Source organism: Phascolarctobacterium faecium DSM 14760 (assembly GCF_003269275.1).
Classification (GTDB): domain Bacteria; phylum Bacillota; class Negativicutes; order Acidaminococcales; family Acidaminococcaceae; genus Phascolarctobacterium; species Phascolarctobacterium faecium.
Genome location: NZ_QLTS01000012.1, coordinates 22958 through 45539 on the forward strand (window position 1 = coordinate 22958; position 22582 = coordinate 45539).

Genomic DNA, 22582 nt, shown 5'->3' on the forward strand with positions numbered 1-22582 from the left:
TTATTTCACCTTGCTCCCGGAAGCGATATCGGGGGCATCAGCCAGCACCAGCTTACCTTCTCCGTCAGAGGCGGCCAGCAGCATCCCGCGGGATTCGATCCCACGCAGTTTTGCAGCTTTCAGGTTGGCGATCACGATAACATTGCGGCCGATCAGCTCTTCGGCAGTATAATGCTGCGCGATCCCGGAAACGATGGTACGTTCTTCTTCGCCGATCCTGACCTCAAGCTTCATCAGCTTATCGGTTTTAGGTACGCGCTCTGCTGCGGTAATGGTAGCTACGCGCAGATCTATCTTCATAAAATCATCGATAGTTATTTCTTCTGTTGCCGCGGTTTTGCTTTCCGTTTTGGCCTCAGCTTTTACTTCGGCCTTAACTGCTTGTTTAGCGGCCGGAGCAGTCTTTTTGGTAGCGGCGATAACAGTTTCTCCGCTTTCAGTGATCTCGATACGCGGATACAGCGGCTCACCCTTCTGCACTTTGGTGCCGTCAGGCAGCCCGCCCCAGGCGGTATCGGCCAGCAGGAACTGCTCGGGAGCAGTGAGGCCCAGCTGGGTATAGATCTTGGGACTGGTAGAAGGAATATAAGGACTTGTAAGGATAGCGACGATGCGCAATACCTCTGCCAGATTATACATAACTGTTTTCAGACGCGCTGCTTTGGCGGGATCTTTTGCCAGCAGCCAGGGGCCTGTTTCATCAATATATTTATTGGCACGGCTGATAAGCGCCCACAGAGCTTTGATCGCCGTGTTGATTTCCATATGGTCCATAGCGTCCTGATATTTCGCAACAGTTTCATTGACCAGGGCGATCAGCTCGTCATCAAGAGGATCACTGCAGGCGGTTTTGTGGATCACGCCGCCGTGATATTTTTCGATCATGCTGACCGTACGGTGCAGCAGGTTGCCAAGGTCATTGGCCAGATCAGCGTTGATGCGGGTGATCAGCGCGTCGCGCGAAAAATTGCCGTCACTGCCGAGGTTGATCTCGCGCAGCAGGAAATAACGGATAGCATCGGCGCCAAATTCGTCGATCAGCGCCAGAGGATCAATGACATTGCCCTTGGATTTGGACATTTTGTCGCCTTCAACTACCAGCCAGCCATGTCCGTAAACCTGTTTCGGCAGTTCTTCACCCATAGCCATCAGCATGATCGGCCAGATGATAGTATGGAAACGCACAATTTCCTTGCCGACCAGATGCATGTTAGCAGGCCAGTATTTATTGAATTTTTCCGGATCACTGCCGTAACCGATACCGGTAAAGTAGTTGAGCAGCGCGTCAAACCAGACATAGACAACGTGTTTGTTGTCAAAAGGCACAGGGATGCCCCAGTCGAAGGTGGTGCGGGTGATGCTCAGATCTTCCAGTCCCTGTTTGATGAAGTTGATCATCTCGTTGCGGCGTGCCACAGGCTGAATGAAGTCGGGATGAGTTTCGATATATTCCAGCAGACGGTCCTGATATTTGGAAAGCTTAAAGAAATAGCTTTCTTCTTCCATACGCTCTACCGGACGGCCGCAGTCGGGGCATTTGCCGTCGACCAGCTGACGCTCCAGCCAGTAGGATTCGCAGGGTACACAGTACCAGCCTTCATAATTCTTTTTATAAATATCGCCCTGTTCAAAGATTTTCTGCAAAATACTTTGCACAACCTTATGATGGCGTTCTTCGCTGGTACGAATAAAATCGTTATTGGTGATATTGAGGCGCTGCCATAAAAGTTTGAAATTTGCGATGATCTCGTCAACATATTGTATCGGGGTAACACCCATCTCCGTAGCTTTACGCTGAATCTTCAGACCATGCTCGTCACTACCGGTCAGAAAAAAGACGTCTTCGCCCTTGGCACGATGATAACGGGCCACGGTATCGGCGATAGTCGTACAGTAAGCATGACCGATATGCAGTTTATCGCTGGGATAATAGATCGGGGTGGTGATATAAAACGTTGGTTTTGTCATATGTTGATCCCTTCTTCTTCTGAAATTAATTTATTATATAATTCCCGTTTGGGAATCTTATTTGCTTTAGCAACCTGCGCCAGCGCCGTTTTTTTATCGACGCCGCGAGCCAGCAGTTCCTGTACCTGCGCCAGCGGATCCTTTGCTTCCTGCGCAGGCTGCGGCTGTTCCAGGCCTCTGGCGATGACCAGGCAGAATTCACCGCGGGGCTTATTTTCATGCAGCCAGGTCAGGCACTGACTGACCGTGCCCCGGAAAAACTCCTCATGCAGCTTGGTCAGCTCACGCGCTGCTGCCAGCTGTCTGTCCCCCCAGACCTCCAGCACTTCCTGCAGCACCTGTTCGATCCTGTGCGGCGCTTCGTACAAAATAATCGTAGCCGGCAGATACTGCCATTCTTCCAGCTGCTGCCGCCTGTTTTTTTTGCTCTTGGGCAGAAATCCGCCGAAAAAAAACGGTGAGGCAGGCAGACCTGAAGCAATGAGCGCGCATAACGCGGCGTTGGCACCAGGTACAGGCACTACCTGCACGCCGGCATCGATTGCCAGTCTGGCCAGTTGTTCGCCCGGATCAGCGATACCGGGAAACCCGGCGTCACTGACTAAAGCGATATTTTTTCCGGACAGCAGTTCGTCCAGCAGATAAGCTCCCTGCCGTTCTTTGCTGTGCTCATCATAGCGTACCAGCCGTCCCTTGATATTGAAACGGTTCAATAACTGCAGTGTATGACGGGTATCTTCGGCAGCGATAATATCCGCCTCGGCCAGCATTCTCTGCGCCCTGGGCGTCATATCTTCCAGATTGCCGATCGGCGTCGCGCACAAATATAAAATTCCTGCCATTATTCTGCCTCCTCCGCCATACCGTAATACTCCAAAGTCTGTTTGCTGTGGCTGCCGTCCTCATTATACATAATAAGCGGCGGCAAAACCTCCAGTCCGTAACTGCCGCCTTTGACCATTTCCATGAGAAAGATCCAGGCGGGCTTATCCGCAAAGGCATGTACCCATTGCAGTTTTTTCGGCTGCAGACCATATTTAAGCGCCAGTTCCATACATTCCGTAAACCGTTCGGGCAGCTGCACAATGGCAAAACGCCCTCGATATTTGACCAGATAGGCGGCGGCGCGGAAGAAATCCTCCAGCGTTGCCGTCAGTTCATGGCAAGCCGCAGTCGCTACCCGGCGAACCTTACCGCTGTTACGGTAGGGCGGATTAGCTGCGATCAGATCGAAACTTTCCGAACGATAAAGCGCTTTCAGCTCCCGCAGATCGGCCAGCTCGGCACTGACACATTCCTCCAGCCCGTTAGCCGCAATGCTGCGGCGCATCAGCTCTACTACATGAGGATTACAGTCAACGCCTACTACTTGAGCCGCACCGCGTGCTGCCAGCAGCAGGCTGATGGCCCCTGTACCGGCGCCAAGTTCCAAAACACGGGCCTGCCTGACCAAATGCGGGAAAGCTGCCAGAAAAACAGCATCCGTCGTAAAACAAAATTCTTCCGAGTCCTGCCAGATCGCATAATTACAGCCGGGCAGGGAATCGCAGCGTTCTGTAGCTTTACTCATTTCAGATCGGATCGGCCTTGGAAGCATCAACGATCTCGTCCCATTCTACCTGGATAACGTTATCGGGCGTCAGCTGCACGGAAGCCGTACGCATAGCGCGGTTGATGCCTGTTACTTTGCCTTCTCCCAGCGGCGTTACTACCAGCGAGCCCAATTTGGGGATCTCGACACGGTCGTTGCCGCAGTTACGTTTACAGCCGCCTTCTTTGCAGCAGTACATATGGTTTTCATATTTCAGGCAGCACATCAGACGACCGCAGATACCCGAAATCTTCGCCGGATTCAGCGACAGATTCTGATCTTTAGCCATTCTGATCGATACCGGTTCAAAGTCACCTAAAAAAGTAGAGCAGCACAACGGCCTGCCGCAGCTGCCGATCCCACCCAGCATTTTTGCTTCATCGCGCACGCCGATCTGGCGCAGCTCGATCCGGGTACGAAACACAGCGGCCAGGTCTTTGACCAGCTCGCGGAAATCTATACGCCCTTCGGCTGTGAAATAAAATATGATTTTATTGACGTCAAAAGTAAATTCCACATCGATCAGACGCATCGGCAGATCGTGATTAGTGATCTTACGCAGGCAGATATTGAAAGCTTCTTTCTCGCGTACGATATTTTCTTCGACTTTCTGGGCATCTTCATCAGTAGCTTTGCGCAGCACCGGTTTCAAAGGCGAAACCACCTCACTGTCGCTGACCTCGCGCGGCCCTACTACTACTTCGCCGTATTCTACCCCGCGGGCAGTTTCGACAATGGCATGATCCCCCTGGGTTACGCTGCTGAGTGCGGGATCAAAATAATATATTTTACCTGCTTTTTTGAATCTTATACCTACAACTGTTGGCACTATCTCTCCTCCTTCCGAAGTATGTCTGTTTTAAGTACCACCGTTTCCAAAACCAGCTTGGCGCCGGCATTGCTTTCGATGGCCTGATATGCTTGCTGGGCGATGTCCGCCGCCTGCTTCAAATGCGAAGCGGGCCATGAGGCGGCCAAACGCCGTAATCTATCTGTGCAGTCACAGTTATAAATCTGTTCCTCCAGTCCGTTTTGCCAAAGCAAAACGTCCCGGGCTAAAAACAGCAGCATTTCCGTAAATAATAAACCGCCATGTTTGTCATAGCTTTCGAGCCATGGCTGCGAAGCTACATACCGCATGGGCTGCGCCAGCGGCAGGGCTTCCAGAAATTCCAAAGCCTGATCGCGGTAGCTGACGGCATCTGCAGCAGCCAAATTGACAGCAGCGCCAAGCGAACCGCCTGCCAGGCGGGCCAGCAGTTCCGGGCGTTCCAGCCCGAGCCTGTTCAAAGCCTCCTGTGTCAGTGCCAGGGGTATCTGGTCAAAGCGTAATTGAATGACCCGCGAAAGGATCGTCGGCAACAGGCGTTCCAACCGCGACGCAACCAGAATAAACATCCAGTTTGGCGGCGGCTCTTCGAGCAGCTTTAAAAGGCTGTTCGCCGCTTCTACCGTCATCCTGTCAGCAGCGTCGATGACGCATACCTTATGGCTTGAAAGCGCAGGCGCAAAGGCGGTCTGCCTGCTCATTTCCTTGATCTGTTCTATTTTCAGGTCTTTCCCGGGAGCTTCCTGCTCCACCAAAATAAAATCAGGATGGGCAAAGCTGTGCTCTGCCAGATTGATCAGACGGCAGGATTCGCACCTGCCGCAGGGATGTTCGTCCGGCTTCTGGCACAGGAATGTTTTAGCAAAACGCAAGGCCAGCTGCTTTTTACCAATACCTTCCGGACCGTAAAAAAGCAGTGCATGCGGCCTGTTACCCGGCTGCAGCAGCCTGGCTAAAAATTCCTTATTCTGTTCATGTCCCAGAATATCGTCCCACATAGGTATCCTTTCCTCGCTTACCCTTTAAGTAAAGCCTCCAACTCGCTGATCAGACAGCCGCGTACGCTTTCCTGTTCCTGCAAAGCATCAATGACCCTGATCCGCTGTGGATAGGCCTTACTGAGTTCGACAAATCCCTGCCTTACCTTGAGCTGAAAAGCAAGTCCCTCGTTTTCAAAACGGTCGGTCACACCGCGCTGCGACCTGCGGCCTGCAAGCAGCAGAGGATCTCCGTCCAGCAGCAGCGTCAAATCTGGTTCCAGCCCGCCCGTTGCAAAAGTGTTCAGCTGCAGCAGCTCCTGCAGCGGCAGACCGCGAACAAAGCCCTGGTAAACCAGTGTCGAATCGCTGAAACGGTCACAAAGCACGATTTTTCCGGACGCTAACGCCGGACGCACGACCTTATCTAAATGATCAGCACGTGCTGCCAGATACAGCAAAGTTTCTGTACGCGCGTCTATGGCCAGCTGCGGGTCAAGCACCAGCTGACGCAGGCGTTCAGCAGCTTCGCTGCCTCCCGGTTCACGGGTGCAGACAACTTCTCGTCCGTTCTGCCTCAGGTACTCTGCGATCAGCTCCAGCTGCGTGCTTTTGCCGCTGCCGTCGGGGCCTTCCAATGTGATAAAATACCCTTTGTTCATCAAAACACCACTCGTATTTCCCTCAAGCTGCCGTCAGCGGGTCCGCTGACCGGCAGGTTCAAGTTTTTCATATTTTCACAGTAAGCGATGATCGCTTCTGTAATCAGCTCCCCCGGCAAAAGTACCGGTATGCCGGGCGGATAAAAGCTTACCTGCTCGGCACAGATTTTTCCGGCCGCACCACGGCACAGAGGTATGCTGGTCTTCGCGCTGTCGAAGGCCTGCCGTAAAGACATCACCTGCTGCGGTGCAGGAAGCTGTGGGCTGACCGTCAAACGGCGCGGCGTTTTTTTGTTTTTTTCCAGTTCGGTAAAAACCTGTTGTATCACAGCGAGTACGGCATCATAATCAGCGCCGCCGTCGCTATAGGTAACTAAAAATAACACGTTATCGGCATCTGTCAGTTCTACGGCAACACCTGCCTGCCGCAGTTTTTCCCCGGCTTCAATACCTGTATAACCCCAGGCGGCTACATTGACCGTCACCTTGGTACTGTCAAACCCGGCAATACCGTTACTGCCGGCACAATCAGCCGTCAGCAGCTTCAGCCCCTTGAAGGTCTGTAAAAGCCGCCGCAATCTGTCTGCCGCAGCCACAGCCTGTGCCGCCATCTGCCTGCCGCCTGTCGCCAGCTGGAAACGCGTCGCGTCCAGAGACGCCATCAGCAGATAATTGGGGCTGGTTGTCGTCAGCAGGCTCATAACATCAGCAGCCCGCTTTAAATCAAGGCGCCGGCCCTGCACATGCAGCATCGAGCATTGCGTCATAGCACCCAAAATTTTATGCGTGCTTTGCGCGCAGGCATCCGCGCCGCACTCCATAGACGAAGGCGGCAATAATTCGCTGAAACCAAGATGCGGGCCGTGCGCTTCATCTACCAATAGTGCAGCACCATATTTATGGGCTATTTGAGCAATCGTTTTAATATCAGCAGCCTGACCGTAATAATTAGGGCTGGTCAGAAACACTGCTTTAATAGAAGGATCTTTTTGCAGAGCTTCTTCGATCTGCCCGGCAGTGACCTGCGTGTTGATACCAAAAACCGCATCAAACTGCGGTAATACGTATACCGGTTCCAGATCACCTAAAAGCAGCCCTCCGGCAACACTGCGGTGAGCATTGCGGGGAATAAGAACTTTACCGCCCGGTTTGACAGCAGTCATCAGCATTGCCTGAATGGCCTGCGTCGTACCGTTAACAGCAAAAAAACAGCGGTCGCTGCCGTAAAGCTGTGCGGCCAGGGTCTGCGCTGCAGCAATACAGCCTTCAGGACAATGGATGTCATCCAGCTCCGCCATCAGCGAAACGTCCATCTGCAATGCGCCTGCTCCCAGCTCGCCAGCCAGAAGCGGTTCCATTCCGCGGCCGCCTTTATGTCCCGGCGTGTGGAAAGGATAGACCTGTTCTTTTTTATATTTGAGCATGGCCGCTACAAGCGGCATTTTTTTCTGATCTGCCTGCAAAAGAAAGCCTCCATGATAAATACAAACACTTATCCATGCTATCTTTACATTTTATCACAAGCAGCAAGGCGTTACAAGCAATTGTAACGCTTCGTCAAACTACCGCTGCAACCGCCTGCTCACCGCAATAAAAATACTCCGGCTGCAAACAGCCGGAGCAAAGATATTCTGTTGTTCAGCCAACCATAGCAGCCTGCGGCTGCGGCTCGATTTCGTCTTTTAAATCTTCCCAAACGATAAAATTGGCTTTACTGAAACCGTTGAAGGTCGTCGCCGAAGCCGAAGTATAAGCGCCGCAGGAAGGAACCAGCAGCAGATCGCCTACCTCCTGGCGTACAGTCAGTTTGCCGCGGAACATGATATCCAGCGAATCACAGCTGGGACCGGCAAAAGTGGCTTCCACTTCTTCTCCTTCTTTAAAGCTGATCAGCTTAAAGTCCCACTGGTCAAAAATAACGCCGGAAAACGTTCCGTATAAACCATCATCAAGGAAATACCAGGGCTGACCGCCGCGTTCAGTAACGCCGATGACGCTGGTAATAAGGTTAACAGCCGTACCGCACATAAAACGTCCCGGTTCCGCCCAGATCTCTACATTGGGAAAATCTTCGTCCAGACGGGCGTTGATCTGTTTAAGCATTTCTTTTAAATTAAAACGCACCTTGGGTTCGGGGATCGGAAATCCGCCGCCAATATCTAAGATCCGCAGCTGCATCCCTGCAGCGGCAGCTTCTTCAAAAATCTCGCGGGCCAGATCAAGCGCATTCAGATATGGATCGGCGCTCATCGTCTGGCTGCCGACATGGAAACAAACGCCGGCGGCGTCAAGACCGGCAGCCTGTGCTGCCTGCAGTAGTTCTACTGCGCGTTCGCGGCCTACGCCGAATTTTTTATTCAAATCTACATGTGCGGAAGAATTGTCGATACGGATACGCAGAAGCACCGTAGCACCGGGGCAGCCCTGTGCCATTTTTACGATTTCACTTTCGCTGTCAAAAGTCATTTTATGTACACCGACGTCACAGCAGGCCTGCAGACCGCCGCCGGTTTTGATAGGATTGGCGTAAATCAGACGCTCGCCGTCAATACCCATTGCTGCCAGAGTTCTGATCTCGCCGTCAGAAGCAACATCAAAGCAGGAACCCAGGTCACGCAGCAGTTCCAAGATCCGCTGATGCGGATTGGCCTTGATCGCATAGTAAAGCTGCACACGCGGCAAGTGCTTTTTCAAAAAGCGATAGTTCTTTTCTATTTGTTCTAAAGAAAGTACCAGCAGCGGCGTTCCAAAGCGCTCTGCCAGCCTTTCTGCAGCATTTTGACTAAGTTGAAAAAAGATGTCCTTCTTCATATCCACTCTCCCCTTGCTTTAGCATTGATTTTACTCATATGATTTTACCACAAATTACTGAAAGTACAATAGGAAAATGAAAGAAATTGAAAAAAATTTGAGGAGTTTCAGGCAAAACAGTGATAATCACGCTTAACGTCTGTTTTTACTAAAATTTTACTGGTTTTTTAGGATTTTTAATATTTTTTTACTAAATAAGTCACTACTAAATATAGTAATCTATGCTGATTTGACAACACAAAATACCTAAATATGGAAAACCCCCGCTTATTAAAAGCAGGGGTTTGCAAAAACTACTTATTTTTTAGGTGCTTCGATAACGTCGCAGCCCATATAAGGCCGCAGGACTTTCGGCACGATAACGCTGCCGTCTGCCTGCTGGTAATTCTCGAGAATAGCGGCAACAGTACGTCCTACCGCCACACCTGAACCATTCAGGGTATGTACGAATTCCGGTTTGGATTTAGTGTCGCGGCGGAAACGGATGTTAGCGCGGCGAGCCTGGAAATCAAGGAAATTGGAGCAGGAAGAAATTTCACGATAGCAGTTAGCCGCCGGCAGCCACACTTCCAAATCATAAGTTGCAGCAGAACTGAACCCAATATCACCTGTGCAAAGACGCACGACACGATACGGCAGTTCCAATAATTGCAGCACCTTTTCGGCATTAGCCGTCAGTTTTTCCAATTCGTCCCAGGAATCTTCCGGCTTGGTGAATTTTACCAGTTCTACTTTATTAAACTGATGCTGACGGATCAGACCGCGGGTATCGCGGCCGGCACTGCCTGCTTCAGCGCGGAAGCAGGCGCTGTAGGCAGTATAATACAGCGGCAGATCGTCGCCGCTTAAAATTTCGTCGCGGTGCAGATTCGTGATCGGAACTTCGGCAGTAGGGATCAGGTAATAATCCAGCCCCTCCAGTTTGAACATATCTTCAGCAAATTTAGGAAGCTGGCCTGTTCCCTGCATACTGTCTTTATTGACGATGAACGGCGGGAAAAATTCCGTATAGCCGTTTTCACCGGTATGGATATCCAGAAAGAAATTGATTACGGAACGTTCCAGCCGGGAACCGAGTCCGCGATAAAAAGTAAAGCGGGCGCCGGAAACCTTGCCGGCACGTTCAACATCGAGGATATTCAATTTTTCGCCGATATCCCAATGAGCCTGAGGCTCAAAAGCAAATTTAGCCGGTTCGCGCCAGGTACGCACTACCGGATTATCGGCATCACTGCTGCCAACAGGTGTATCTGCTGCCGGCATATTCGGAATCGTCATCAGAATTTCTTTTAATCTGGCTTCGATATCCTTCAGCTCTTTATCATCTTCCGCGATCTTATCACCCAGGGCACGGACCTCGGCCATCTGCGCATCTGCATTCTCACCGGCTTTTTTCATTTTGCCGATTTCCTGAGAAGCTGCGTTGCGCTGGCTTTTAAGAGCCTCGACCTGCAGGGTCAATTCACGGCGTTTCTTTTCCAATTCCAAAAATTCGTCAAGGTTCACATTGGCGTTACGCTTACGCATAGCGTCCATAACCAATTCAGGATTTTCCCTAACAAATTTCATATCTAACATTATTCATTCCTCCAAATGTTGAATTACTTCGTAAACTTTATTTTAGCACAATTTACCATAATATGAAAGAGAACACGCCGAAGAACATCGGCGTGCCCGTAAAATCACTGTTATTCAGTTTAAAATCAGCTGTATTCTTTAAAAGTTTCAATCAAACCGTCACGTTTGGCCAGATAATTGATCGCGCTGATAGCGGCTTTCTGAGCCTGACCAGCCGCACGATTGACCTGCCAGGGCTGACCGGTGCAGTCGCCGCCGGCGAAAACGCCTTCGATGCTTGTTTCAGCCTGGTCGTCGACAAGAACAGAACGGCCGCGCATCTGCAGACCCGGCAAAAAGCTGTTGAGCGGATCAGAAGCACGGAACATAAAGACTGCTTGGACACTGAAAAATTCACCAGTGGTATGCAGCCCGGTTACTCTGTCGGTACCGGTAATATCAGTCGGCTGATCCAGGACCACCGTTACATTTTTGCGTTTTGGAGCTACGAAGCCCTGAAAACGGGGAATAAAAATTACTTCACTGCAGATATCAGCCAGATATTCTATTTCTTCCATCGCATCAGGAACAGTGGCGATCGCAGCAACGCGCTTACCTTTGTATTCGGCGCCGTCGACTTTGGCGCAGTAGCTTACGCCGCGGCCTAAAAATTCTTTTTCGCCCGGCAGCAGGCTGGAACGGGAAATACCCGTAGCAAGAATTACCGTATCGGCATTATACTGGCTGTTAGGCGTACCCAGTTCAAAATAACCGGCTTTCTCTTTTAATGAAACTATTTTTTCTTCGATAATCTCCGCACCGATATGGCGTGCATGCTCGATGAACCTGTCCATCAGCTCATTGCCAGAAATATCGGGACAGCCCATATAATCTGTGATAAGCTCGACACTGCGCAGACGGGGACTGAAACCGTGAGCCTCAAACACCACTACCTTCCGTCCTTTACTGCTGGCAGTAATAGCCGCCGACAGGCCCGCTGGACCGCCGCCGATAATTGCGATATCATATTTCATGTTTTAATCCTCCAAAAAATTTTTAGGGGAAGCCTTCATTTAGTTCAACAAGTTAACTGTTTTTATTTTACCTTCTTTAACACGTCAGCGTCAATCCTTTCCACATGTATACACAATTTTACCGTTTTTTTAAAACAGCTTTCTGACAGCTTCCTGCGGTTTTAGGAAAAATTAGAAAAACAGCGAAAAAACTCTTGCCAAACTTTCCATTTTCGTGTATTCTATATAAGCAACATTACGACGGCCCATTAGCTCAGTTGGTAGAGCACCTGACTCTTAATCAGGGTGTCGTAGGTTCGAGGCCTACATGGGTCACCAAAATTTGGCCGGTTGGTCAAGCGGTTAAGACACCGCCCTTTCACGGCGGTATCAGGGGTTCGATTCCCCTACCGGTCACCATTCGGGCGCTTAGCTCAGCTGGGAGAGCGTCTGCCTTACAAGCAGAATGTCGGCGGTTCGATCCCGTCAGCGCCCACCATTTTTTATTTTGGTAGAAGTTTTATGTAGCCCCACCAATGGCCCGGTGGTTCAGTTGGTTAGAATGCCGCCCTGTCACGGCGGAGGTCGTGGGTTCGAGTCCCATCCGGGTCGCCATTTTGCCTCGGTAGCTCAGTTGGTAGAGCAAAGGACTGAAAATCCTTGTGTCCACAGTTCGATTCTGTGCTGAGGCACCATCAAAGAGCAACACCCTTCTTTTAATAAAGAAGGGTGTTTTTGTTTTAAATCAATATCCAGATATAAATAAAAACTCAGCGCTTCAGCGCTGAGTTTTATCGTTTAATTTATCAAATCATGTTATTTGCTGAAAGTGTTGCCTGTCAGGGTGACTTCTTCCCAGCCTTCGTTTTTTATTTTATCAATTATCTGCGCTTCCGTTTTCCCACCTTTGTCAACACTGTTGGAAATACCACCTAAATTCGTCCCTTGGGGACTATAATACCATTTTTTAGCTGCAGAATCGTATATATAATTAGTGCCCCAATCTCCACTATTTTTAAAATCGCCATTACCATTTGCATAGGTCAGAAAACTGCCATCTGCAGTTAAATGGAATTTAAAATAAATCGTATTGCCATTTAAATCTACTCCGCTGGGCCATTTTCCTTTTTCTTTATAATAAGCTTCTCTAAAACCATCATTGGTCTTTACTAATGCACCAGAGGCATAAGTTGGCCACCAGCCCAGATCCTTCAGTTGCTGATCTGTCATAGCGCCGTACTTATCAAGAAATTCTTGAAAGTCATTCGTAATATTATCTATAACACTGGCATCATCGCTGACATTAGCTTCATTATGCTCAGCAATAGAACAGACTACTTTTTCATTACTGACGCTGTAAGTGCCATTATCGGCACATTTAGGGACAAAATTAAAATATTTATTATCGTTAGGTTCTTTTACAACTTCTGCCAGAAATCCCACCAGTGTCCCGTTGTAGTTCGACGCCTGCTGAGCGTAGAACATCCGCATGATCTGCGTCCGGTTAGCCAGACATTCCTTTTTCGCCGCTTCCTCGCGGGCTTCCATAAAATATGGAATCGCCAGACCTGCTAAAATTCCCAGCACTGCGATAACAATCACCAATTCAACTAAAGTAAAGCCTGTTTGTCTTTTCACTTTCGGACGCTCCTAAATTCTATTCTCATTTGAATTTAACCATATATTCTTCAGAAAGTAAATATTATTTTTTAAAATAATATATTTTATTAGTCTGCTATTAATTATAAATCACATATTCATAATATGGTTCAAATAAGAAATATGTATTCGCAAGGGGTAAGTGCAGCATTATTTACATCATCCAGCCAGAGTCTGCTTATCCCCGATGTCAAAAACGACAGTTTTTTTACTTTCACTGCAGAAAATCTTGGTTGGCAGCAGGAATTATAAGCAGCTAAAGCGAATTGATAATAGTTAATTTATATATTGATGGAGGTAGCTATGTTTACACTCATAAAAAATGCTCATATTTACGCTCCTGCCGATACAGGCTGCCAGGATCTCCTGCTGGCCGGACGTAAAATCGTTCATATGGCTCCGTCAATCGGCGAGCTGCCTTTTGACTGCAACGTTATTGACGTCAGCGGGGCTAAAGTTACTACCGGTTTTATTGACCAGCATATTCATATTACGGGCGGCGGCGGCGAAGGCAGCTTTGCTACCCGCGTACCTGAAATCCAGCTGTCACAGCTGACAACGGCAGGTACTACGACAGTAATCGGGCTGCTTGGCACCGACGGCGTGACCCGCAGTATGGAAAATCTGCTGGCGAAAGCCCGTGGCCTGGAAGAAGAGGGTATTTCCACCTGGATCTATTCCGGAGCCTATCCTGCTGACAGCGGGCATATCACCGGCACTCTGCGCAGTGACATCGTTTTGATCGACAAAATATTGGGCGGCAAGGTCGCAATGAGCGATCACCGTTCGTCTATGCCCAGCACACAGGCTTATGCCAGCCTGGCAGCAGAAGCCCGTATCGGCGGTATGCTGAGCGGCAAAGCCGGCGTGCTGCACATCCATATGGGCGACGGTAAACGCGGTCTGGAACCGGTTCTTGAGATCCTTGAAACTACAGAGCTGCCGATCAGTGTGTTCCGTCCTACCCATGTCAACCGAAATCCCATGCTTTACAAACAGACTATCCAATTCGCACTGCAGGGCGGTATTATTGATCTGACCTGCGGCATGACAGGCAGTGCTATCCCTGTGCCTCAGGCTGTTAAACAGGCTTTAGACGCAGGCGTACCTTTGGAACGTCTGACCTTGAGCAGCGATGGTAACGGCAGCATGCCTAAATTTAACGAAAACAATGAACTGATCGGGCTGACTGCCGCTGCGCCACGTTATCTATACGAAGAAATGCTGAGTATCGTCAAAGCCGGCGTATTGCCCTTTGACAAAGCATTACAGCTGATAACCTGCAATGTTGCCGATGCCCTGAAGCTTGAAGACAAAGGCCGTATTGCCGTAGGTAAAGACGCGGACCTGATCGTTTGGAACGACGACCTGACCTTAAACAAAGTTTTTGCCAGGGGCCGCCTGATGGTAGATGAGGGGCAGGCCATTGTCAAGGGAACTTTTGAAAACTAAAGGAGCTAAATTATGACGGCTAAAATCATTTGGACTTTGATCTTTTTCTGTTCTATCCGCGGTGTTTATGCCAACGCTGCAAAAAAAGAAATTGCCTATACCGTAGCATTTACAGTTACGCTGTTTTTCTCCATGTACATGCTGGCAGATCTTTTTGGAGTACTGCCGCCGGGCTTTATCGAACAATTATTTTGAACAAGAATAGAATAATTAAAACAAAAGGACTATTTCTTAACGAAATAGTCCTTTTTTCTATCTGAAATTTATTCGCCACCCAGCAACCTGTAACCAATCCCCGCTTCGGTGATCAGATATTTAGGCTGCGCCGGATCAGGTTCTATTTTGCGCCGCAGCTGCCGCATATAGATCCTGATATAATGGGTATCCGTATCATATTCATTACCCCAGACAGCTTTCAGCAGCTGTTTATGCGTCAGCACGCGTCCGGCATATTTAAGCATCACCTTAAGAAGCTCATACTCTGTCGGCGTCAGCTTTACTTCACGCCCTTCCACTACTACCCTGTGCTCCAGAAGATTGAGCTGCAAACCGCCGCAGGTCAGTATCGGTTCTCCTTCTTTATTGCCGGCCCGGCGCAGACAGACTCTCATTCTGGCCATCAGCTCACCCATACCAAAGGGTTTGGTCACATAGTCGTCAGCTCCGACATCTAAGGCGGCAATTTTTTCCTGTTCCTGCTCACGCGCCGTCAGGACAATGATCGGCGTTTCCGACCATTCCCTCAGAGCTTTCACAACTGCTTTACCGTCCATATCAGGCAGCCCCAGGTCAACCAAAATAATATCCGGCCTGAAGGAGGCCGCCATTAACAGCCCGTCCTGCCCTGTAGCAGCTTCACCCAGCTCATAGCCGTAGGCCTGCATTGATATTTTTAAAAGCTTTCTGATTGCAGGTTCATCATCAATAATTAAAACGCGCAATGTATTTTCAGTCATTTTTTTCACCAGCCTTTTCTTCCGGCAATGTTACAGGCAAGGCAAAAGCAAAAATACTGCCGCCACCAGTGCGCTGTTTAGCCCAGATCCTGCCGCGGTGGGCATCGACAATGCCTTTGCAGATCGCCAGCCCCAAACCGGTGCCGCTGATTTTCTCCGTTTGTCTGGCCCTGTAAAATTTATCGAACAAATGCGGTAAATCTTTGGCCGTCACCCCCAGCCCCCGATCTTTGACCATAACGATCACTTCGCTATCGTCAAGACAGGTCTGTATTTCGATCTCACTGCCTTCTACTGAATATTTTACCGCATTATCCAGTAAATTCAACACTACGTGCTCAAGTAAGGCCGCATCGGCATAAATCAGCGGCAGATCGTCTGCTATCTCTACTTTGATCTTATAGCTCTGCGTATGTTCCTTGCTGCGCCGCAGCGCACCGCTGACAACATCCTCCAGATCGCACCAGTCCAGCTTCAGCTGCAGCATCCCGCTTTCCAGACGGGCGGTATCTAAAAGGTTGCCGATGATCCGTTCCATCCTTTTAGAGGCATCGGCAATGGTTTCCAGAAGCTGCTGCCGCTGTTTCTCACCATAAGCAACAGCTTTATCATTTAAGGTATATACCGAAGCCATGATAGCCGCTAAAGGTGTTCGCAGTTCGTGGGAAACAGAATTAAAAAGCGCTGTACGTAATTTATCTGCCTCACGCAGCATTGCGGCCTGTTTTGCTTCGCTGCTCAGCCCGGCCCGCACCAACGCGATCGCCAGCAGGCTTACCCACGCGCCCAGTACAGCCCTTTCCTCCGGAGATAACTTCCGTGTATCGATAGCGATGCCAACAACACCGATAACTTTTTCTCCATTCATCAGCGGTAAAAAAAGATTTTCAGCCCCAGGTAAAGTATCAGTAGAACGTCCGGCAGCCTGTCCGTGTTCCTGCACCCAGGCTGCTACAGCATATTCTGACGGCGGCAGCTGAAACTCCGCGGCCGCATCCTCCTGCTGTACAGCATAACAGGCCTGCAGCCGCAGTACTTTACTTTCAGGCAATAAAATCAGCACTGTCCGCTGCAGCTCTCGTCCCACATGACTGACAAATTCTTCCATGATCGTCACTGCGTCATCGACTGCGGCAATACGGCTGCTGAAACGGTATAGACTGTTGACATTGCTTTCACGGCGTCTGGTACTTTCCAATTCCCGCCTCAGCGATTCTGTCTTTCCACCGACTAAAAATGCTACCAGTCCAAAGATCAGAAAGCTCCACAGATATCTGATATCGTAAATAGTAAAAGTAAAAATCGGTTCCAAAAATAAAAAGTCAAAACCTAAAACACAAAAGACCGCTGTTACATAGGCCGTACTTCTGCCCCACCAGGCCGCTGTCAACAATACCGGCAGCAAATACAGTAAGGATATATTGACCAGCTCCAGCTGACCGCGGAAAACATAGCAAAGCCCAGTAGTAATGACAACTGCCGCCAGCGCCCCTACATACTGGCGCCAGCCGGCCTGCTGCTGCGGTACTGCCGTAGTGATGACAGGAGACTTTTCTTCCTCTTCCCGCCCCTGGATGACATAAACATGGATAAACCCGCTCCTGTCAATCAATCTGTCAACCAAGGTTTTTCGGCCTATCTCATACCAGCGGCGCGGCCCTGATTTCCCGACCACGATCGCGGTAACATTTTCTCTGACAGCGATCTGCAGAACCGTTTCCACAAAATCCGTACCGGCAGTAGTCAGGATCTGACCTCCCAGCTCTTTAGCCAGATTCAGGTTACGCCAAAGCCTTTCCCGTTCTTTATCACCATGAGGAAATCGTCTTTCCGGTGTTTCGATATGCACAGCCAAAAATTCTGCGTGCAGTCCCTGAGCTAAACGCTGCGCCGCTCTGATCAGCTGTGCTGAAAAGGGACTGGCGCTGACGCAAACCATGACCTTGCCGGAAGCCGGCCAGGGACCTTCTATTTTATGCAGGCGCATATAGGCCAGCATATCCTGATCAACATGCCGGGCCGTAAATCTTAAAGCCAGCTCACGCAGCGCGCTGATATTGCCCTGTCTGAAAAAGCCCCGCAATGCCTGCTGGGCCTGCTGCGGACGATAAACCTTGCCTTCCTTCAAACGCTGCAGTAATTCTTTGGGCGGAATATCGATCAATCTGATATCATCTGCCAGCTCAAAAAACGCATCCGGTACAGTCTCACGAACAATACTCCCGGTAATTTGAGCAACAACGTCATTCAGGCTTTCGATATGCTGGATATTGACAGCAGTATAAACGTCGATACCGGCAGCCAAAAGTTCTTCTACATCCTGATACCGCCGCTGATGGCGCGAACCCGGCACATTACTGTGCGCCAGTTCATCAACGACTACCAGCTGCGGGCGGCGTCTGAGAATAGCATCCAGATCCATTTCCTGCAGCATCTTGCCATGATATTCTATTTCCTGCTCGGGGATACGCGGTAAACCTTCCAAAAGCGCTGCTGTCTCTTTGCGCCCGTGCGTAAGCACCAGGCCTAGTACAACGTCAGTCCCCTCCCGCAGACGGGCATGTGCTTCCTGCAGCATGCTACATGTTTTACCAACACCGGCAGCAGCACCTAAAAAAACAGTCAGCTTGCCGCGCTGTTCTTTATTGGCAGCAGCCAGCAGCGTTTCAGCATATTCATGTCCACTTTGAGGTTTCTCTGTCAGTTCCATAACCTTCTCCTTCGCAAGATAGTCAAATAGGGCTGCCTGAATGCAGCCCTAACTTTTATTGATTCTGTTGTAAATTATCAAGCGCCAGATTCAATTTTAAAACATTGACTCTGTCCTCTCCGACAACTCCCAAATCAGCATTTTCAATATGTTCTGAAACCAGATCGCGTACCTGTCTGATTTCCAGACCACGTACTTTGGCAATACGTTCGACCTGGCAATAAGCAGCTGCCGGCGTCAGGTGCGGATCCAAACCACTGCTGGAATTTGTTACCAGTACGCTGGGCACTTCTTGATCAGATGTCCAGCCATTGGCCGCACGTACAGACTCTGCCAGCTCGCCGACCTGCTGCTGCAGTTTAGCGCTGGTACCGCCATAGTTAGTGCCGCCTGAATTGGCAGCGTCATTACCGCCTGCAGAAGGGCGGCTGCTGAAGTAGCGGGCATCTGTGAACGCCTGACCGATCAGAGCCGATCCTACCGGAACTCCGTCTTTTATTATTATACTACCATTAGCCCGGCTGGGAAATACCACTTGCGCCAAGCCTGTCATGGCCAGCGGATAAACCAGCCCGGTAAAAATACTCAAGGTTACAACCATTACTAACGATCTTATTATCGCTCTCATATTTCCACCTCATTCTTTCTTAAGCCAAGCCTAAAGCAACTAAAAGCACATCAATGATCTTGATGCCAATAAACGGTACGATGATACCGCCAACACCATAGATCAGCAGATTTCTCTGCAGTATTTTAGAAGCTCCCAGCGGTTTATAGGCTACGCCTTTCATCGCCAGCGGTATCAGCGCGATGATGATCAGCGCATTGAAAATCACGGCGCTTAAAATAGCGCTCTGCGGTGAATGCAGCTGCATGATATTGAGCACTTCCAACGGTGCATAAGTTGCGGCAAACAAAGCCGGGATAATCGCAAAATATTTGGCAATATCATTAGCAATACTGAAAGTTGTCAGGGAACCGCGTGTCATCAAAAGTTGTTTACCGATCTCCACAACTTCGATCAATTTCGTTGGATTGGAATCAAGATCGACCATATTGCCCGCTTCCTTAGCCGCCTGTGTACCGCTGTTCATTGCAACGCCCACATCTGCCTGAGCCAGTGCCGGCGCATCATTAGTACCGTCACCTGTCATTGCTACCAGCATTCCCTGCTGCTGATAGGAACGGATCATTTTCAATTTCGCTTCCGGCGTTGCTTCAGCCAGAAAATCATCCACACCGGCTTCGGCAGCAATCGCTGCCGCTGTCAACTGGTTATCACCAGTGATCATGATCGTTTTGATGCCCATTTTCCTCAATTCACTGAAACGTTCTTTAATACCGCCTTTGACGATATCCTTCAGATAAATAACACCCAGGACCTGTTTATCTTTGGCAACTACTAAAGGTGTACCGCCCTGATGCGCAATATTTTCACAGGCACTGCGGACTTCAGCAGGAAAAGCCCCACCCAGTTCGCTGACATAGTTCTGCATGGCTTCCATCGATCCCTTACGTATTCTGGCATCGACGATATCAATACCGCTCATTCTGGTCTGGGCGGTAAAAGGAATGAATTCTGCCTGTAAATGTGTAAGATCACGCTCACGCAGGCCATATTTTTCTTTAGCCAGGACAACGATACTACGCCCTTCCGGAGTTTCATCAGCCAAAGAAGCCAGCTGTGCCGCATCGGCCAGTTCTCCCGCAGTAATGCCAGCAGCAGGAATAAATTCCGTCGCCATCCTGTTGCCCAGGGTAATCGTGCCCGTTTTATCAAGCAGCAGCACATTTACGTCACCGGCTGCTTCTACAGCACGGCCGCTCATTGCCAGGACATTACGTCCCAAAAGCCGATCCATTCCGGCAATACCTATCGCTGACAGCAAACCGCCGATCGTTGTAGGAATCAGGCAAACCAGCAGCGCAACCAGTGCCGTTACAGAAATAACCGTACCGGAATAAATCGCAAACGGTTCCAAAGTTACTACTGCAAACAAAAAGATGATCGTCAAACCAACCAAAAGAAGCGTCAAGGCGATCTCATTCGGGGTTTTCTGACGTTTAGCACCTTCAACCAGCCCGATCATCCGATCGAGAAAGGTTTCGCCGGGATTAGTAGTCACCCTGACTTTAATCCAGTCGGATAACACCTTAGTGCCGCCGGTTACAGAAGATTTATCACCGCCTGATTCGCGGATAACAGGCGCTGATTCACCGGTAACAGCGCTTTCGTCCACCGATGCCATGCCTTCGATTACTTCGCCGTCGTTGGGAATGGTATCGCCAGCTTCAACCAAAACTATATCACCCTTGCGGATAGCTTCGGAACCGACGATTTCAAAACTGCCATCAGCTTTGATTTTCTTTGCCTGCAGAGATTTGCGGGCTTTACGCAGACTTTCTGCCTGCGCTTTGCCGCGGCCTTCGGCTACGGCTTCGGCAAAATTGGCAAACAGAACCGTAAACCACAGCCATAAATCTATATGCAGGTCAAACCAGCCTTCCTGTGTATTGCCTGCCATAAAAGCACGTACAGCCAGAACTGCTACTAAAATCGCGCCCAGAAAAACTATGAACATAACAGGATTCTTCCATTGGATACGAGGATCGAGCTTCAGGAACGCATTACGCACGGCCTCGCCCAAAATCTCTTGCTGTTGTCTATCTCTTTTCATCTCAGATCCTCCTTAAAATACCTTGCCCTGCAGCATAAACAATTGATCTACGATCGGTCCCAGGGCCAGGGCCGGTAAAAAAGTCAACGCGCCGACGATCAAAACAACACCGGCCAAAAGCACGGCAAAAAGACTGCTGCCCGTATTAAAAGTACCGGCATTGGCAGGAGCGATTTTTTTGGTTACCATATTGCCTGCAATGGCCAAAACAGGCACAATAACGGCAAAGCGGCCGATCAGCATTGCCAAACCGATCAAAACATTGTACCACAGGCTATTGGCGCCCAAACCGGCAAAAGCACTGCCGTTATTGCCGACACCGGAAGCGAAACCGTATAAGATTTCACTGAGACCATGCGGCCCGGGGTTGGATATCCCGGCCTGACCGGCTTCCGTAAGACAGGATACAGCCGACATCGTTAAAATAGTGGCAGCCGGAATCAAAAGTCCGGCAATTGTCAAAACAACTTCTTTTGCTTCAATCTTTTTCCCCAGATATTCAGGTGTACGTCCTACCATCAGGCCAACAATGAAAACTGTGATAAATACATACAGCATCATACCGTAAAATCCGGCGCCGACACCGCCCAGAACAACTTCTCCCAGCATCATCTGCAGCATAGGCACTAATCCGCCGGTACCGGTGTAGCTGTCATGCATCGAGTTTACTGCACCGCAGGACGCAGCTGTGGTAACCGTTGCAAACAAACTACTGCTGCCGATGCCAAAACGGACTTCTTTGCCCTCCATAGCAGTATCGCCGCTGATGCCCTGCGCAGCAACTATCGGATTACCATATTTTTCAGAAGCATAGCAAACCCCCAGCATCAAAACAAAAAGCAGCAGCATGGATGCCAAAACAGCATAGCCTTGTTTTTTATCTTTACACATCTCACCAAAAGTAAATAATAAACCTGTAGGGATCACTAAAATCAAAAACATTTCCAGGAAATTGCTCCAGGGAGTCGGATTTTCAAACGGATGAGAAGAATTGGCATTAAAAAAACCGCCGCCATTGGTACCCAGCTCCTTAATCGCTTCCTGAGAAGCAACCGGTCCCATAGCAATAGTCTGCTGTGCCCCTTCGACGGTTTGTACATCGACATAAGGATTAAGGTTTTGGATAACACCCTGAGAAACCAGCAGCAATGTTGCTACAACACAAATCGGCAGCAGTATTCTGGTCGTACATCTGATTATATCTGCCCAAAAATTGCCTAACTCACCAGTATTTTTACGCACCAGACCACGGATCAGAGCAATTGCGACAGCAGCTCCTGTTGCCGCCGACAAGAAGTTTTGTACAGTCAAGCCCAGCATTTGTGTCAAATAACTTAAAGTCGTTTCGCCGCTATAAGCCTGCCAGTTAGTATTGGTCATAAAGCTGGCAGCCGTATTAAAAGCAAGATGCCAGGTTTCGACGTTGGGCAACTGCTGCGGATTGAGCGGTAAAAAAGCCTGCGTCAGCTGCAAAACAAAGAGTGATAACATACCTAAAGCATTAAAAATAATGAGATTCAGGCAGTATTCCTTCCACGGCATTTCTGTACGCGGGTCAACTTTGGCCATTTTATAAAAAATATTTTCCAAAGGTGCAAAAAATCTTTCACCACAGGTTTTTTCGTAATTAAAAACTCGCGCCATATATTTACCAAGCGGCCAGGCGCACAGCAATAATACGGCTAAAAACAGCACAAATAGCATAATGTCTTTTGTCAT

General features: G+C 49.4%; 18 protein-coding genes and 5 tRNA genes. 7 read left to right on the plus strand and 16 right to left on the minus strand.

The genetic code is table 11. From position 1 onward, the window contains the following. The 10 genes from metG to C8D73_RS10525 all read right to left on the minus strand — a co-directional run bounded on the left by metG (position 1) and on the right by C8D73_RS10525 (position 11429). The gene (gene metG, locus C8D73_RS10480; protein ID WP_113078170.1) at positions 1-1968 is read right to left on the minus strand and encodes a methionine--tRNA ligase; all 1968 of its coding nucleotides are present in this window, start codon (positions 1966-1968) and stop codon (positions 1-3) included. Beyond that, the gene (gene rsmI / locus C8D73_RS10485) at positions 1965-2810 is read right to left on the minus strand and encodes a 16S rRNA (cytidine(1402)-2'-O)-methyltransferase (RefSeq protein WP_113078171.1); all 846 of its coding nucleotides are present in this window, start codon (positions 2808-2810) and stop codon (positions 1965-1967) included. Before rsmI ends, metG begins: the two co-directional genes overlap by 4 nt. Next, complete coding sequence (locus C8D73_RS10490; protein WP_044491698.1) at positions 2810-3538, minus strand: tRNA1(Val) (adenine(37)-N6)-methyltransferase; 729 nt, start codon at positions 3536-3538, stop codon at positions 2810-2812. The genes rsmI and C8D73_RS10490 overlap by 1 nt, the downstream gene beginning before the upstream one ends. A 1-nt stretch (position 3539) precedes the next feature. Continuing rightward, positions 3540-4388: a PSP1 domain-containing protein gene (locus tag C8D73_RS10495; RefSeq protein ID WP_113078172.1), complete on the minus strand. Its 849-nt coding sequence runs from the start codon at positions 4386-4388 to the stop codon at positions 3540-3542. Then, on the minus strand, positions 4388-5386 hold the full coding sequence (locus C8D73_RS10500) for a DNA polymerase III subunit (protein ID WP_113078173.1): 999 nt from the start codon (positions 5384-5386) through the stop codon (positions 4388-4390). The genes C8D73_RS10495 and C8D73_RS10500 overlap by 1 nt, the downstream gene beginning before the upstream one ends. 17 nt (positions 5387-5403) lie before the next feature. Continuing rightward, positions 5404-6027, minus strand: a complete 624-nt coding sequence (gene tmk, locus C8D73_RS10505) for a dTMP kinase (protein ID WP_021717833.1) — start codon at positions 6025-6027, stop codon at positions 5404-5406. Beyond that, on the minus strand, positions 6027-7490 hold the full coding sequence (locus tag C8D73_RS10510) for an aminotransferase class I/II-fold pyridoxal phosphate-dependent enzyme (RefSeq protein ID WP_249033598.1): 1464 nt from the start codon (positions 7488-7490) through the stop codon (positions 6027-6029). Before C8D73_RS10510 ends, tmk begins: the two co-directional genes overlap by 1 nt. Before the next feature lie 175 nt (positions 7491-7665). Further along, positions 7666-8838: a type III PLP-dependent enzyme gene (locus C8D73_RS10515; protein ID WP_113078174.1), complete on the minus strand. Its 1173-nt coding sequence runs from the start codon at positions 8836-8838 to the stop codon at positions 7666-7668. A 297-nt stretch (positions 8839-9135) separates the two neighbouring features. Continuing rightward, a complete protein-coding gene (serS, locus tag C8D73_RS10520) occupies positions 9136-10416 on the minus strand; it encodes a serine--tRNA ligase (RefSeq protein WP_021717836.1) in 1281 nt (426 codons plus the stop codon). A 125-nt stretch (positions 10417-10541) separates the two neighbouring features. Beyond that, entirely contained in the window at positions 10542-11429 is an 888-nt protein-coding gene (locus C8D73_RS10525) for an NAD(P)/FAD-dependent oxidoreductase (protein ID WP_021717837.1), read from the minus strand. A 242-nt stretch (positions 11430-11671) separates the two neighbouring features. On the opposite strand from C8D73_RS10525, the gene C8D73_RS10530 reads away from it, so the two are divergent. From C8D73_RS10530 to C8D73_RS10550, 5 genes are all read left to right on the plus strand, one after another. Next, positions 11672-11747 (plus strand) — tRNA-Lys (locus C8D73_RS10530). Positions 11748-11753: 6 nt separating this feature from the next. Then, positions 11754-11828: transfer RNA gene (locus tag C8D73_RS10535), tRNA-Glu, on the plus strand. Between the two features lie 3 nt (positions 11829-11831). Then, positions 11832-11907, plus strand: a tRNA-Val gene (locus C8D73_RS10540). 39 nt (positions 11908-11946) lie between these two features. Next, positions 11947-12023: transfer RNA gene (locus tag C8D73_RS10545), tRNA-Asp, on the plus strand. A gap of 4 nt (positions 12024-12027) precedes the next feature. Further along, positions 12028-12103 (plus strand) — tRNA-Phe (locus tag C8D73_RS10550). Between the two features lie 121 nt (positions 12104-12224). On the opposite strand, the gene C8D73_RS10555 is transcribed toward C8D73_RS10550, so the two are convergent. Continuing rightward, on the minus strand, positions 12225-13046 hold the full coding sequence (locus C8D73_RS10555) for a prepilin-type N-terminal cleavage/methylation domain-containing protein (RefSeq protein ID WP_113078175.1): 822 nt from the start codon (positions 13044-13046) through the stop codon (positions 12225-12227). A gap of 324 nt (positions 13047-13370) precedes the next feature. On the opposite strand from C8D73_RS10555, the gene iadA reads away from it, so the two are divergent. Both iadA and C8D73_RS10565 read left to right on the plus strand, forming a co-directional pair. Then, on the plus strand, positions 13371-14519 hold the full coding sequence (iadA, locus tag C8D73_RS10560; RefSeq protein WP_211305813.1) for a beta-aspartyl-peptidase: 1149 nt from the start codon (positions 13371-13373) through the stop codon (positions 14517-14519). A 12-nt stretch (positions 14520-14531) separates the two neighbouring features. After that, positions 14532-14714, plus strand: a complete 183-nt coding sequence (locus tag C8D73_RS10565) for a hypothetical protein (RefSeq protein WP_021717074.1) — start codon at positions 14532-14534, stop codon at positions 14712-14714. A gap of 68 nt (positions 14715-14782) precedes the next feature. Here C8D73_RS10565 and C8D73_RS10570 read toward each other — a convergent pair whose 3' ends face one another. From C8D73_RS10570 to kdpA, 5 genes are read right to left on the minus strand one after another with little or no spacing between them, the layout of a single operon-like run. Continuing rightward, positions 14783-15475 carry a response regulator gene (locus tag C8D73_RS10570; RefSeq protein ID WP_046430783.1) on the minus strand — a complete coding sequence of 231 codons (693 nt, stop codon included), beginning with the start codon at positions 15473-15475 and terminating at the stop codon, positions 14783-14785. Next, a complete protein-coding gene (locus C8D73_RS10575) occupies positions 15468-18185 on the minus strand; it encodes a sensor histidine kinase (RefSeq protein WP_113078177.1) in 2718 nt (905 codons plus the stop codon). The genes C8D73_RS10570 and C8D73_RS10575 overlap by 8 nt, the downstream gene beginning before the upstream one ends. 55 nt (positions 18186-18240) lie before the next feature. Further along, entirely contained in the window at positions 18241-18813 is a 573-nt protein-coding gene (gene kdpC, locus C8D73_RS10580) for a potassium-transporting ATPase subunit KdpC (RefSeq protein ID WP_113078178.1), read from the minus strand. A 19-nt stretch (positions 18814-18832) separates the two neighbouring features. Next, positions 18833-20863 carry a potassium-transporting ATPase subunit KdpB gene (gene kdpB, locus C8D73_RS10585; protein WP_113078179.1) on the minus strand — a complete coding sequence of 677 codons (2031 nt, stop codon included), beginning with the start codon at positions 20861-20863 and terminating at the stop codon, positions 18833-18835. Positions 20864-20875: 12 nt separating this feature from the next. Continuing rightward, positions 20876-22582, minus strand: coding sequence for a potassium-transporting ATPase subunit KdpA (kdpA, locus tag C8D73_RS10590; RefSeq protein ID WP_113078180.1), 1707 nt, complete (start codon positions 22580-22582; stop codon positions 20876-20878).

Bases quoted from the DNA above. Each gene is read 5' to 3' on its own strand.
- C8D73_RS10575 (WP_113078177.1), bottom strand. From the start codon at position 18,185: ATGGAACTGACAGAGAAACCTCAAAGTGGACATGAATATGCTGAAACG.
- C8D73_RS10565 (WP_021717074.1), top strand. From the start codon at position 14,532: ATGACGGCTAAAATCATTTGGACTTTGATCTTTTTCTGTTCTATCCGC.
- C8D73_RS10515 (WP_113078174.1), bottom strand. From the start codon at position 8,838: ATGAAGAAGGACATCTTTTTTCAACTTAGTCAAAATGCTGCAGAAAGG.
- kdpB (WP_113078179.1), bottom strand. From the start codon at position 20,863: ATGAAAAGAGATAGACAACAGCAAGAGATTTTGGGCGAGGCCGTGCGT.
- kdpC (WP_113078178.1), bottom strand. From the start codon at position 18,813: ATGAGAGCGATAATAAGATCGTTAGTAATGGTTGTAACCTTGAGTATT.
- C8D73_RS10500 (WP_113078173.1), bottom strand. From the start codon at position 5,386: ATGTGGGACGATATTCTGGGACATGAACAGAATAAGGAATTTTTAGCC.
- serS (WP_021717836.1), bottom strand. From the start codon at position 10,416: ATGTTAGATATGAAATTTGTTAGGGAAAATCCTGAATTGGTTATGGAC.
- iadA (WP_211305813.1), top strand. From the start codon at position 13,371: ATGTTTACACTCATAAAAAATGCTCATATTTACGCTCCTGCCGATACA.
- kdpA (WP_113078180.1), bottom strand. From the start codon at position 22,582: ATGACAAAAGACATTATGCTATTTGTGCTGTTTTTAGCCGTATTATTG.
- rsmI (WP_113078171.1), bottom strand. From the start codon at position 2,810: ATGGCAGGAATTTTATATTTGTGCGCGACGCCGATCGGCAATCTGGAA.
- C8D73_RS10570 (WP_046430783.1), bottom strand. From the start codon at position 15,475: ATGACTGAAAATACATTGCGCGTTTTAATTATTGATGATGAACCTGCA.
- tmk (WP_021717833.1), bottom strand. From the start codon at position 6,027: ATGAACAAAGGGTATTTTATCACATTGGAAGGCCCCGACGGCAGCGGC.
- metG (WP_113078170.1), bottom strand. From the start codon at position 1,968: ATGACAAAACCAACGTTTTATATCACCACCCCGATCTATTATCCCAGC.
- C8D73_RS10490 (WP_044491698.1), bottom strand. From the start codon at position 3,538: ATGAGTAAAGCTACAGAACGCTGCGATTCCCTGCCCGGCTGTAATTAT.
- C8D73_RS10525 (WP_021717837.1), bottom strand. From the start codon at position 11,429: ATGAAATATGATATCGCAATTATCGGCGGCGGTCCAGCGGGCCTGTCG.